At 61.7% G+C, this 12,059-nt stretch carries 9 protein-coding genes and 3 tRNA genes; 10 read left to right on the top strand and 2 right to left on the bottom strand.

Features of this window, described 5'->3' with window-relative positions; genetic code table 11:
- The first annotated feature begins 78 nt into the window (after positions 1-78).
- From ASF77_RS05945 to ASF77_RS05905, 9 genes are all read left to right on the top strand, one after another.
- Positions 79-165 (top strand) — tRNA-Leu (locus ASF77_RS05945).
- A gap of 31 nt (positions 166-196) precedes the next feature.
- Positions 197-1,537: a trigger factor gene (tig, locus tag ASF77_RS05940; RefSeq protein WP_056335796.1), complete on the top strand. Its 1,341-nt coding sequence runs from the start codon at positions 197-199 to the stop codon at positions 1,535-1,537.
- A 68-nt stretch (positions 1,538-1,605) separates the two neighbouring features.
- Positions 1,606-2,223, top strand: coding sequence for an ATP-dependent Clp endopeptidase proteolytic subunit ClpP (gene clpP / locus ASF77_RS05935; protein ID WP_056335792.1), 618 nt, complete (start codon positions 1,606-1,608; stop codon positions 2,221-2,223).
- Between the two features lie 213 nt (positions 2,224-2,436).
- Positions 2,437-3,705, top strand: coding sequence for an ATP-dependent Clp protease ATP-binding subunit ClpX (clpX, locus tag ASF77_RS05930; RefSeq protein WP_056335789.1), 1,269 nt, complete (start codon positions 2,437-2,439; stop codon positions 3,703-3,705).
- A gap of 278 nt (positions 3,706-3,983) precedes the next feature.
- Entirely contained in the window at positions 3,984-6,389 is a 2,406-nt protein-coding gene (gene lon / locus ASF77_RS05925; protein WP_056335787.1) for an endopeptidase La, read from the top strand.
- 361 nt (positions 6,390-6,750) lie between these two features.
- Positions 6,751-7,023 carry an HU family DNA-binding protein gene (locus ASF77_RS05920; RefSeq protein ID WP_056335784.1) on the top strand — a complete coding sequence of 91 codons (273 nt, stop codon included), beginning with the start codon at positions 6,751-6,753 and terminating at the stop codon, positions 7,021-7,023.
- Positions 7,024-7,117: 94 nt separating this feature from the next.
- Positions 7,118-7,194 (top strand) — tRNA-Asp (locus tag ASF77_RS05915).
- 16 nt (positions 7,195-7,210) lie between these two features.
- Positions 7,211-7,287, top strand: a tRNA-Asp gene (locus tag ASF77_RS05910).
- A 132-nt stretch (positions 7,288-7,419) separates the two neighbouring features.
- Positions 7,420-9,327 (top strand): SurA N-terminal domain-containing protein, encoded by a 1,908-nt coding sequence (locus tag ASF77_RS05905; RefSeq protein WP_056335781.1) that lies wholly within the window; start codon positions 7,420-7,422, stop codon positions 9,325-9,327.
- Positions 9,328-9,566: 239 nt separating this feature from the next.
- Here the strand turns inward: ASF77_RS05905 and mnmH are convergent, their stop codons facing one another.
- Positions 9,567-10,622 (bottom strand): tRNA 2-selenouridine(34) synthase MnmH, encoded by a 1,056-nt coding sequence (gene mnmH / locus ASF77_RS05900; protein ID WP_056336464.1) that lies wholly within the window; start codon positions 10,620-10,622, stop codon positions 9,567-9,569.
- A 7-nt stretch (positions 10,623-10,629) separates the two neighbouring features.
- Positions 10,630-11,256, bottom strand: a complete 627-nt coding sequence (locus ASF77_RS05895) for an arylesterase (protein ID WP_056335779.1) — start codon at positions 11,254-11,256, stop codon at positions 10,630-10,632.
- Here ASF77_RS05895 and ASF77_RS05890 point away from each other — a divergent pair.
- Positions 11,255-11,980 (top strand): ABC transporter ATP-binding protein, encoded by a 726-nt coding sequence (locus ASF77_RS05890; protein WP_056335776.1) that lies wholly within the window; start codon positions 11,255-11,257, stop codon positions 11,978-11,980. The genes ASF77_RS05895 and ASF77_RS05890 overlap by 2 nt on opposite strands.
- Positions 11,981-12,059 lie beyond the last annotated feature (79 nt).

Below are 12,059 nucleotides of genomic sequence, written 5' to 3'. Positions count from 1 at the left end.
CCCCTAAACAATGGAGTGCAAGGGCGGCCGGTTTCATTGTCGGGCGCCCTTTGTTTATGTGGCAATATGCAATCCTGCGCGAGGATGGCGAAATTGGTAGACGCACCAGGTTTAGGTCCTGACGCCAGCAATGGTGTGGGGGTTCGAGTCCCCCTCCTCGCACCACGAATAATTATTTTTTTGGACGATTTTTACGATGGCAACTGCAGTCGAAACCCTGGATAAACTCGAGCGTCGCTTGACGATCACTTTTCCGCTGAGCGACGTCCGTTCGGAAGTTGAAAAACGCCTCAAGAAGCAGGCCAAGACCGCCAAGGCGCCTGGTTTCCGTCCGGGCAAAGTGCCTCTGAAAATGGTCGCAGCCCAGTACGGCTACCAGATCGAGTCCGACGTGCTGAACGACCGCGTCGGTCGCGCCTTCAACGAGGCAGCCAACGAGAACCAGCTGCGCGTTGCCGGCTTCCCGAAAATCGAGCCGAAAGAAGACGCGCCGGAAGGCATGCTGGCCTTCGACGCCACTTTCGAAGTCTTCCCTGAAGTCGTCATCGGCGACCTCTCGAACGTCGAAGTCGAAACCGTGGCCGCCGAGGTGTCGGACGCCGAGATCGACAAGACCATCGACATCCTGCGCAAACAGCGCGTGCACTACCACACCAAGGGCGAGACAGGCGAGCACGGCGACGGCGGCGAGCCGGTCGCAGCCAATGGCGACCGCGTGACCGTCGACTTCGTCGGCGTAATCGACGGCGTCGAGTTCCCAGGCGGCAAGGCTGAAGACTACGCCTTCGTGCTGGGCGAAGGCCGCATGCTGCCGGAATTCGAAGCCGCCACCGTCGGCCTGAAGGTCGGTGAAGCGAAGACCTTCCCGCTGGCTTTCCCTGAGGATTACCATGGCAAGGACGTCGCCGGCAAGACCGCCGAGTTCACCATCACGCTGAAGAAGCTGGAATGGGCGCACATGCCGGAAGTCGACGAAGAGTTCGCCAAGTCGCTGGGCATCGAAGACGGTTCGATCGAAAAGATGCGCGCCGACATCAAGACCAACCTGGAGCGTGAAGTCAACGCCCGCGTCAAGGCCCGCAACAAGGAAGCCGTGATGGACGCCCTGGTCAAGGTCACCGAGATGGACGTGCCGACCGTCATGATCCAGCAGGATTCCGAGCGCTTGGCCGAGCAGACCCGCCAGGACATGGCCCAGCGCGGCATGGACGTCAAGAACATGCCGTTCCCGACCGAACTGTTTGCCGAGAAGGCCGAGCGCCGCGTGCGCCTGGGTCTGATCCTGTCGCAACTGGTGTCGGAGAACAACCTGCAGGCAACGCAAGAGCAGGTGAAGGCCCAGATCGAAGATTTCGCGCAGAGCTACGAAGATCCGAAGGAAGTGCTGAAGTACTACTACAGCGATCGTCGTCGTCTGGGCGAGGTGGAGTCCCTTGTTTTGGAAGAAAACGTCGTTAACTATGTGCTTGGCAAGGCGAAGGTCACTTCCAAGGCCGTCGCATTCGACGAATTGATGGGCAGCAACCCACAGGCTTGATTGGCGGGGTAGGCTCGGCGTTTTGGGCTTCCCCTTTTCGAGCACCACTTACAAGGAACGAGACAGGTATGAACCGTAATCCGGCATTGGACACCCAAGCACTCGGCCTCGTGCCGATGGTAGTTGAGCAAAGCGGCCGTGGCGAACGCGCGTACGACATTTACTCGCGTCTGCTCAAGGAACGCGTGATTTTCCTGGTCGGTCCTGTCAACGATCAAATGGCCAACCTGATCGTCGCCCAGATGCTGTTCCTGGAGAGCGAGAATCCCGACAAGGACATCTCGCTCTACATTAACTCGCCGGGCGGCTCGGTCTCGGCCGGTCTCGCGATCTTCGACACGATGAACTTCATCAAGCCCGACGTGTCGACGCTGTGCACGGGTCTGGCCGCCTCGATGGGCGCCTTCCTGCTCGCCGCCGGCGCCAAGGGCAAGCGTTTCTCGCTGCCGAACTCGCGCGTCATGATCCACCAGCCGTCGGGCGGTTCGCAGGGCATGGCCTCGGACATCGAGATCCAGGCCAAGGAAATCCTGTACCTGCGCGAGCGCCTGGCGCGCATCATGGCCGACAATACCGGCCAGACGATCGAGCAGATCCACAAGGATACCGACCGCGACCGCTTCATGTCGGCCGAGGAATCCGTCGAGTATGGTCTAATCGACAGGGTGTTGACGAATCGCTCGTAAGCGCGCTTGAGGCATCACACAGGTGTTGCTTAAATAACGCCCGGGCGCAAACACGTTCGGGCGTTTGTTTTTTATTTCGGGTAGCATGGTGGTGTACGCGAGCATTGCCGCGTGCCCCGCATTCGCGTTATGCTCGCGCTACATGCTAGCGTCACGGCTCACGCTGCTTGCGTTCTATTCTTTCTTAGTACTTCATACGAGACAAAGCCCCCCATGTCTGACAAAAAATCCTCCAGCGGCGAAAAGCTTCTGTACTGCTCGTTCTGCGGCAAGAGTCAGCACGAGGTCAAAAAACTCATCGCAGGCCCATCGGTCTTCATCTGCGACGAGTGCATCGACCTGTGCAACGACATCATCCGCGACGAGACATCGAACGTCGAGTCGGTGGCGGGCGCCAAGTCCGACCTGCCGACGCCGCACGAGATCGCCGAACTGCTCGACCAGTACGTGATCGGGCAGCAGACCGCCAAGCGCATCCTGTCGGTGGCGGTGTACAACCACTACAAGCGCCTCAAGCACCTGGGCAAGAAGGATGACGTCGAGCTGGCCAAGAGCAACATCCTGCTCGTCGGCCCGACCGGCTCGGGCAAGACCCTGCTGGCCCAGACCCTGGCGCGCATGCTGAACGTGCCCTTCGTCATCGCCGACGCCACCACGCTGACCGAGGCGGGCTATGTGGGCGAAGACGTCGAGAACATCATCCAGAAGCTGCTGCAGAGCTGCAACTACGAAGTCGAAAAGGCCCAGCGCGGCATCGTCTATATCGACGAAATCGACAAGATCTCGCGCAAGTCCGACAATCCGTCGATCACCCGCGACGTCTCGGGCGAAGGCGTGCAGCAGGCCCTGCTGAAGCTGATCGAAGGGACGATGGCCTCGGTGCCGCCGCAGGGCGGGCGCAAGCACCCGAACCAGGACTTCGTCCAGATCGACACGACCAACATCATGTTCATCTGCGGCGGCGCCTTCGACGGCCTGGCCAAGATTGTCCAGAACCGTTCGGAAAAGGGCGGCATCGGTTTCGCGGCCAGCGTCAAGAGCGCCACCCAGCGTTCGAACAGCGAGATCATGATGGAAGCCGAGCCGGAAGACCTGATCAAGTTCGGTCTGATTCCGGAACTTGTCGGCCGTCTGCCTGTCGTAGCTACCCTGAACGAGCTGACGGAAGAAGCGCTGATCCAGATCCTGATCGAGCCGAAGAATGCGCTGATCAAGCAGTATTCGAAACTGCTGGAAATGGAAGGCGCCGAACTGGAAATTCGTCCAGCCGCATTGCACGCCATTGCGAGAAAAGCATTGGCGCGCAAGACCGGCGCACGCGGTCTGCGCTCCATCCTGGAACACGCGCTGCTCGACGTGATGTACGAATTGCCGAATCAGCAAAACGTCGTGAAAGTCGTGGTTGATGAAAATACGATCACGAATGGCGCGAAACCTTTGCTCATTTATAGCGAAACTGCAAAAGCGTCCGGAGAAAATTAAAAAATATCCGCGCGGAAACCACAAAACCACTTGTGCGCTGGGAGCTTGGCGGTACAATTTACCTCAATAAAAGCATCCGGCTTCAATCGAAAAGCCACTCGTGACTCCGGTCGCGTGGTGGCTTTTTCATTTCAAATCGGGATTTTATTGGAACGTCCAGATTGCACTTAGCTACCAAAAATTTTCGACTTTTTTTATTCGAAGAAATTATTTTGGACGGTCTTGAGTTTTAACCGTGTACGCCCAACATCCGTTACACGCTTTTTATAAGGTATACCATGACAACTTCGAAATTAACCGAGCAAACGACGCTGCCCCTGCTGCCGTTGCGCGACGTGGTCGTATTTCCCCATATGGTAATACCCCTGTTCGTTGGCCGCCCGAAATCGATCAAGGCGCTTGAAGCCGCGATGGAGCAGGGCAAGAGCATCATGCTCGCCGCCCAGAAGGCGGCCGCCAAGGACGAACCTTCGGCCGCCGACATCTACGAGATCGGTTGCGTCGCGAATATCCTGCAAATGCTGAAACTGCCCGACGGCACCGTGAAGGTGCTGGTCGAAGGCTCCCAGCGCGCCCGCATCGACCACATCAGCGATGCGCCGACGCATTTCGTCGCCGAGCTGACCCCGCTGCGTTCGGAAATCGGCGACGATTCCGAAGTCGAGGCGATGCGCCGCGCGATCGTCCAGCAGTTCGACCAGTACGTCAAACTGAACAAGAAAATCCCGCCCGAGATCCTCGCCTCGCTGGCCGGCATCGATGACGCCGGGCGCCTGGCCGACACCGTCGCCGCGCACCTGCCGCTGAAGCTCGAGCAAAAACAGGTCATCCTGGAAATCTTCAACGTCGCCAAGCGCCTCGAGCACCTGCTCGGCCAGCTGGAAGGCGAACTGGACATCCTGCAGGTCGAGAAGCGCATCCGCGGCCGCGTCAAGCGCCAGATGGAAAAGTCGCAGCGCGAGTATTACCTGAACGAACAGGTCAAGGCCATCCAGAAGGAACTGGGCGAGGGCGAAGACGGCGCCGACATCGACGAGCTCGAGAAGAAAGTCATCGCCGCCAAGATGCCGAAGGAAGCGCTCGACAAGGCCACCGCCGAGATCAAGAAGCTCAAGCTGATGTCGCCGATGTCGGCCGAAGCCACCGTCGTGCGCAACTACATCGACACCCTGGTCTCGCTGCCATGGAAGAAGAAGTCGAAGGTCACCAACGATCTGTCGAACGCCGAGAAGGTGCTGGAAGCCGAGCATTACGGCCTCGAGAAGATCAAGGAACGCATCCTCGAGTATCTTGCAGTCCAACAGCGCGTCGACAAGCTGAAAGCCCCGATCCTGTGCTTCGTGGGCCCTCCAGGCGTTGGTAAGACCTCGCTCGGACAGTCGATCGCCCGTGCCACGAACCGCAAGTTCGTGCGCATGGCCCTGGGCGGCGTGCGCGACGAAGCCGAGATCCGCGGCCACCGCCGTACCTACATCGGCTCGATGCCGGGCAAGGTGCTGCAGTCGCTGGCGAAAGTCGGCGTGCGCAACCCGCTGTTCCTGCTCGATGAGATCGACAAGATGGGCGCGGACTTCCGCGGCGATCCGTCGTCGGCCTTGCTGGAAGTGCTCGATCCGGAACAGAACCACACCTTCTCGGATCACTACCTGGAAGTCGACTTCGACCTCTCGGATGTGATGTTCGTGGCGACCTCGAACTCCTTCAACATCCCGCCGGCACTGCTGGACCGGATGGAAGTCATCCGCCTGTCGGGTTATACCGAAGACGAGAAGACCAGCATCGCGCAGCGCTACCTGCTGCCGAAGCAGGTCAAGGCGAACGGCCTGCAGGACGGCGAGATCAAGGTGGAAGAGTCGGCGATTCGCGACATCATCCGCTACTACACCCGCGAAGCCGGCGTGCGTTCGCTCGAGCGTGAAATCTCGAAGATCTGCCGCAAGGTCGTCAAGATGCTGCTGCTGAAGAAGTCGGACAAGGCTGTCGTCGTCAGCAACAAGAACCTCGACAAGTTCCTGGGCGTGCGCCGCTACGATTTCGGCGTGGCCGAGAAGGACAACCAGGTCGGCCAGGTGGTCGGTCTGGCCTGGACGGAAGTCGGCGGCGACCTGCTGACGATCGAGGCCGTGAACGTGCCGGGCAAGGGCGGCATCATCCGCACCGGTACCCTGGGCGACGTGATGAAGGAATCGATCGAAGCGGCCCGCACCGTGGTGCGTTCGCGTGCGCAGCGCTTCGGCATCAAGGCCGAAGCCTTCGAGAAGAACGACATCCACATCCACGTGCCGGAGGGTGCGACGCCGAAGGACGGTCCGTCCGCCGGTATCGGCATGACGACGGCGCTGGTGTCGGCCTTCACCGGAATTCCGGTGCGCGCCGACGTGGCGATGACGGGCGAGATCACGCTGCGCGGCGAAGTCCTGCCGATCGGCGGCCTGAAGGAAAAGCTGCTGGCGGCGCACCGCGGCGGCATCAAGACGGTGTTGATCCCCGAGCAGAACGTGAAGGACTTGGCCGAGATTCCGGACAACGTCAAGAACAAGCTCGAGATCGTGCCCGTGCGCTGGATCGAGAAGGTGCTGGAAGTTGCGCTGGAACGCCAGCCGGAAGCACTGGTCGACGTGCCGGCCGTGTCGGTGACGCCGAACCCGACTGCCGAAGGGCAGGGCGAGGTGGTCAAGCACTGATCGCTTCGTGATGGAATGAAAGGCGCCCTGCGGGGCGCCTTTTTTTTGTTGTTGGGCTGCGCCAGATCATCGCGCGGGCATGCCCGCCCTACGTTATGCGGCTGCTAACGACATTCTGATCGAAACGGTGGTGCACCGTAGGGCGGGCATGCCCGCGTGTTGAACGCTGCGCATTCGAAACAAGCACCCCGGGGCACTGCCGCCGAATCCCGTTCATCACACACTACCCAACAAATCACGCAACTGAACCATTCATCAGTGAATGTTGCTTGACAGAAGCAATTCACCCTTGTTTAATACGCGCTTGCACTTTTTGCAGGAAGGCGCAGCGCCGCCGCGTCAGAACGACTAGAGGATACGAGTGAACAAGACTGAACTGATCGAAGAAATCGCGAAATCCGCGGACATTACGAAGGCCTCGGCCACCCGTGCATTGGACGCGATGATCGAAGCGGTGACCAACACCCTGAAGAACAACGACAGCGTGACCCTGGTCGGCTTCGGCACCTTCACCGTCGGCGATCGCGCCGCCCGCACCGGCCGCGATCCGCGCACCAAGGAACCGATCAAGATTAAAGCTGCCAAGGTTCCGAAATTTAAGGCTGGTAAAGCGCTAAAAGATGCTGTAAACTAATGCCTTCGTTGCAGTGACATGCAAAGAAAACTTCCTGAGGGAAGCCTGGTCGTCTCGGCTTTCTTGTAGGTTGATGTAGTACCCAGTATTTCGTGGAGCGGTAGTTCAGTTGGTTAGAATACCGGCCTGTCACGCCGGGGGTCGCGGGTTCGAGCCCCGTCCGCTCCGCCACGAATACAACGAATTTGGAGCGGTAGTTCAGTTGGTTAGAATACCGGCCTGTCACGCCGGGGGTCGCGGGTTCGAGCCCCGTCCGCTCCGCCAGATTTCAGTGATACCTGGAGTGCTTGAGAAAGAGCACTTCAACGAGAAGAGGCGAACGCGAGTTCGCCTTTTTTTTTAACATGTGCTTAGAAGTTTTTTACTGCGAGCCATTTCTACAGCGATTGGTGCACCATGTTTGATTTCGTACGTAACAACAAGCGCTTGCTGCAGGGCGTCCTGCTGCTGCTGATCATCCCTTCCTTCGTGCTCGTCGGCGTCGACAGCTACCAGGATCGCGGTGACAGCGCCACCGGCGTCGCCGAAGTGGACGGCCGCAACATCACCCAGCAGGAATGGGACGATGCGCAGCGCCGCCAGATCGACCAGGCGCGCCAGCAGATGGGCCCGCAGTTCGACCAGAAGATCTTCGACACGCCGCAAGCCAAGCGCGAAGTGCTGGAGAACCTGGTGGCCGAACGCGCGGTCAACGCCGAAATCGCACGCAGCCACCTGACCGTCAGCGACCAGGCCGTGTTCAAGGCCATCAATGCGATCGAAACCTTCCGCAAGCCGGACGGCAGCTTCGACATGGAGGGCTACCGCGCCGCGTTGGCCGCACAGGGCCTGACGCCGGAAGCCTTCGACGCGCGCATGCGCCGCGACATGGCGATCCAGCAACTGGCCGGATCGATCCAGGGCACCGCCTTCGTGCCGCGCTCGGTCGCCAGCCGCATCTCGGACATCAACGACCAGGAACGCGAAGTCCAGGAACTGGTGTTCCCGATCGCCCAGTACCTGCCGCAAGTCAAAGTGACCGACGAGATGGTGAAAGCCTTCTACGACAAGAACGCGACCCTGTTCCAGATCCCGGAAACCGTCAAGGCCGAGTACATCGTGCTCGACAGCGCCGCCGTGGAAAGCCAGGTCAGCGTCAGCGACGCCGAAATCAGCCAGTTCTACAGCGCCAACCAGAAGCGCTTCACGACGCCGGAACAGCGTACCGCCAGCCACATCCTGATCACCAAGGCGCAGGGCGCCAAGCCGGCCGAGGAAGCCGCTGCCAAGGCCAAGGCCGAAGCCGTGCTGGCCCAGGTACGTGCGAACCCGGCCGATTTCGCGGCCATCGCCAAGACCCAGTCGCAAGATCCGGGTTCGGCGCCGGCGGGCGGCGACCTCGGCCTGGTCGAGCGCGGCTCGCTGGTCAAGTCCGTGGAAGACGCGATCTACGGCTTGAAGGATGGCGAAGTCAGCGGCATCGTGCCGTCGGAATTCGGCTACCACATCATCAAGCTCACTTCGCTCAAGCCGCAAGTCCAGAAATCGTTGGAAGAAGCCAAGACCGAGATCGCCGCCGAGGTGAAGAAGTCGAAGCTGTCGAAGAAGTATTCGGAACTGGCCGAACAGTTCAACGACAGCGTGTACGAGCAGTCGGAGAGCCTGAAGCCGACCGCGGAGAAGCTCGGCCTGACCATCCAGACCGCCGACGGCCTGACCCGCAAGCCGAACCCGGCCCTGGGCGCGGCGCCGTTCAACAACGAGAAATTCCTGGCCGCCCTGTACTCGACCGATTCGATCAAGAACAAGCGCAACACGGAAGCGGTGGAAGTGGCACCGGCCGTCCTGATCGCCGGCCGCGTGGCTGAGTTCAAGCCGGCCACCAAGCGTCCCTTGGCCGAAGTCGAAGCCCAGATCCGCCAGCGCGTGACCGCGGAAGAAGCGCTGCGCCTGGCGCGCCAGGCCGGCGAAGCGAAGCTGGCCGCCGCCAAGGCCTCGGGCGACGCCGCCGGTTTCGGCGACGTCAAGGTGCTGTCGCGCACCAAGGAACCGGCGATCAACCCGGTCGGCGCGCTGGCCGTGTTCAAGGCCGACGTGACCAAGCTGCCGGCCTATGTCGGCGTGGATCTGCCGGGCCAGGGTTACGCGGTCTACCGCATCGGCAAGGTCGCCCAGCCGGCCCAGCCGGATACCGCGCGCCGCGCCCAGGAAGCCGAGCAGATCGGCAACCTGGTCGGCCAGGCCGAGCTGTACAACTTCGTCGAGGCGATCAAGGTCAAGTCGAAGGCGAAGATCAACGCGGCGGCGCCGGCCAAGGCGGAATAAATGGAAGAGGCCTGCGGGCCTCTTGCGACGACAAAAAAACCCGGGTGCTCTCGCAGCCGGGTTTTTTTACGTTTGGTGTGAAGAGATTATGCGGCGTGCGAACACACGTAAAACGTGTGGGCTCGTAGAGCCCGCCCTACGGTACTGTTGAAGGTGGTGTTCCGTAGGGTGGGCGCCCCGAGCCCACGCGTACGCACGTTCAAAAAGTCGAAACCGAATTCGGAGTCAACCGGAGCGGCTCAAGCCGCGTGCAACACCCGCGCCGCCCGCAAAAAATCAGCCTGTCCGATATCGCCCAGTTCCAGCACCTGCGCCTGCCCATACTGCACGAAATTGCGATCGATCGAACGCAGGTAGGCCGGATCGTAGTGCTCCACCAGCAGCTGGTCGACCAGCTCCGGCATCGCGCCCTCGTTCGCCAGCGCATGCCAGGCGTCGATCTTGGCGCGCCCGTGCAGCTGCACCAGGTGGTCGAGCTGGCCGTTCAGGGCGTCCGGATCGCGTGCAAAGTGTTCGTAGTCTTCCATCAGCAGCCGCACCCGGTTCGGACGCGACAGGTTCAGGGACACGCAGGGCGCCGCGCGGATGCCTTCCATGACGGCGTCCGGCACGCGCAGATTGCCGACCTTCTTGCTCTCGCTTTCGACGAAGACCGGACGGCTCGGGTCGAAATGACGCAGCTTGTCCCAGATCCGGGTCTCGAACAGCTTCTGGGTCGGCTGCGGCTCGTGCGGCAGGTGGCCGAGCACCGAGCCGCGGTGGGCTGCCAGCTTTTCCAGGTCGAGCACCTGGGCGCCGATGCCGTCGAGCGTTTCCAGCAGCCTGCTCTTGCCGCTGCCGGTCGTGCCGCAGATTACGCGCCATGCCAGCGCCGGCGGCGCCTCCAGCGCGGCGCTCACCTGGGCACGGTAGGCCTTGTAGCCGCCGTCGAGCTGCACCACCGGCCAGCCGATCTTGGCCAGGATGTGGGCCAGCGAACCGCTGCGGTTGCCGCCGCGCCAGCAATACACCAAGGGTTTCCACTCGCGCGGCTTGTCGGCGAACCGCGTCTCCAGGTGCATCGCGATGTTGCGCGCCACCAGGGCCGCACCCAGCTTCTTCGCTTCGAAAGCGCCGACCTGCTTGTAGAGCGTGCCGACCCGGATGCGCTGCTCGTTGTCGAGCACCGGGCAGTTGATCGCGCCGGGCAGGTGGTCGAGCGCGAACTCGCCTTCGCTGCGGGCGTCGATGATGGTGTCGAACCCGTCGAGGTCGGGGAGAATATCGGCAAAGCTCAGGACGGCGGGGTATTTCATCGGCATGTCAGCGTTGTTGAATGAGGGTGGAGAAGGTCGGCCAGATGTTGTTCAGGATGATCGGATGGGCCTGGGCGCTCGGGTGCAGGCGGTCGGCCTGGAACAGCGCCGGCTTGTCGGCCACGCCCTCGAGCATGAAGGGCACGAGGGGCGCCTTGAATTCCTTCGAGAGCGCGCTGAACATCCCGAAGAAGCGCTCGGTATAGGCGCGCCCGTAGTTGGGCGGCATGCGCATGCCGATCAGCATGACCTTGGCGCGCTGCTGCTGCGACAGCGTGATCATCTGGCGCAGGTTGGTCGCGGCCGCTTCCACCGGCAGGCCGCGCAGGCCGTCGTTGGCGCCCAGTTCGATGACGACCACGTCCGGCTTGTGCGCGGTGAGCAGGGCCGGCAGGCGCGCGCGGCCGCCGCTGGTGGTCTCGCCGCTGATGCTGGCGTTGACGATGGTGGCGTCGATTTTCTCGCGCTTGAGTTTTTGTTCGAGCAGGGCGACCCAGCCCGCGCCGCGGGTCAGGCCGTATTCGGCCGACAGGCTGTCACCCACCACGAGTACGGTTTTTGGTGCAGAATAGGCGCTCGCCGCCGCGAGCCCCAGGCTTGCGGCGACAATTAATTTCTTGAATAAAGCAAGCATGCGCGATAACTCCGAGGCGTTCAAAAATACCGTCGGCGGCAAGGCCGCCCCAGCGACCGGGGCCGCCGCGATACGGGTGGAAGGATTGTCCAAGCGGGTGGCGGACGCCAGCGGCGAACTCACCATCCTGCACAGCATCGATTTTACCGTGCAACCGGCCGAGACGCTCGCGATCGTCGGCGCCTCCGGCTCCGGCAAGTCGACGCTGCTCGGCCTGCTCGCCGGTCTCGACACCCCGAGCGGCGGCCGCGTGCTGCTCGACGGCACCGACATCTTCGCCCTCGACGAGGACGGCCGCGCCGCCTTCCGCAAGGCCAAGCTCGGCTTCGTGTTCCAGTCCTTCCAGCTGCTGTCGCACCTGAACGCGCTGGAAAACGTCATGCTGCCGCTGGAACTGCGCGGCGATAACGGTGCGCGCGAAAAGGCCGAGGCGATGCTGGGCCGGGTCGGTTTGTCGAGCCGGCTGCGCCATTATCCGAAATACCTGTCCGGCGGCGAACAGCAGCGCGTCGCCCTGGCCCGCGCCTTCGTCACCGAACCGCCGCTGCTGTTCGCCGACGAGCCGACCGGCAGCCTCGATGCGGCAACGGGTGAATCCGTGATTCAGCTGATGTTCGAACTCAATCGCGAGCGCGGTTCGACGCTCGTGCTGGTGACGCACGATCCGGCGATGGCGGCGCGCTGCGGGAGAACCATTACGATCGCGGCGGGGAAGCTGGTTTAGCGTTTCGAATCGCGAGCGCCTGTTGAACGCGTGGGCAGCAGAGCCGCCCACCGTACGGCGCAGGATGTAGGGTGGGCGG

It is taken from the genome of Massilia sp. Leaf139 (genome assembly GCF_001424165.1).
In the GTDB taxonomy this organism is placed as follows: Bacteria; Pseudomonadota; Gammaproteobacteria; order Burkholderiales; family Burkholderiaceae_D; genus Telluria.
Note: the sequence above shows the minus strand (reverse complement) of the source record. Positions and strands in the feature narration are given on the sequence as shown.

Excerpts from the sequence above, each read along its gene's own strand:
- tig (WP_056335796.1), top strand. The coding sequence starts at position 197 with ATGGCAACTGCAGTCGAAACCCTGGATAAACTCGAGCGTCGCTTGACG.
- clpP (WP_056335792.1), top strand. The coding sequence starts at position 1,606 with ATGAACCGTAATCCGGCATTGGACACCCAAGCACTCGGCCTCGTGCCG.
- clpX (WP_056335789.1), top strand. The coding sequence starts at position 2,437 with ATGTCTGACAAAAAATCCTCCAGCGGCGAAAAGCTTCTGTACTGCTCG.
- lon (WP_056335787.1), top strand. The coding sequence starts at position 3,984 with ATGACAACTTCGAAATTAACCGAGCAAACGACGCTGCCCCTGCTGCCG.
- ASF77_RS05905 (WP_056335781.1), top strand. The coding sequence starts at position 7,420 with ATGTTTGATTTCGTACGTAACAACAAGCGCTTGCTGCAGGGCGTCCTG.
- mnmH (WP_056336464.1), bottom strand. The coding sequence starts at position 10,622 with ATGAAATACCCCGCCGTCCTGAGCTTTGCCGATATTCTCCCCGACCTC.
- ASF77_RS05890 (WP_056335776.1), top strand. The coding sequence starts at position 11,255 with ATGCGCGATAACTCCGAGGCGTTCAAAAATACCGTCGGCGGCAAGGCC.
- ASF77_RS05895 (WP_056335779.1), bottom strand. The coding sequence starts at position 11,256 with ATGCTTGCTTTATTCAAGAAATTAATTGTCGCCGCAAGCCTGGGGCTC.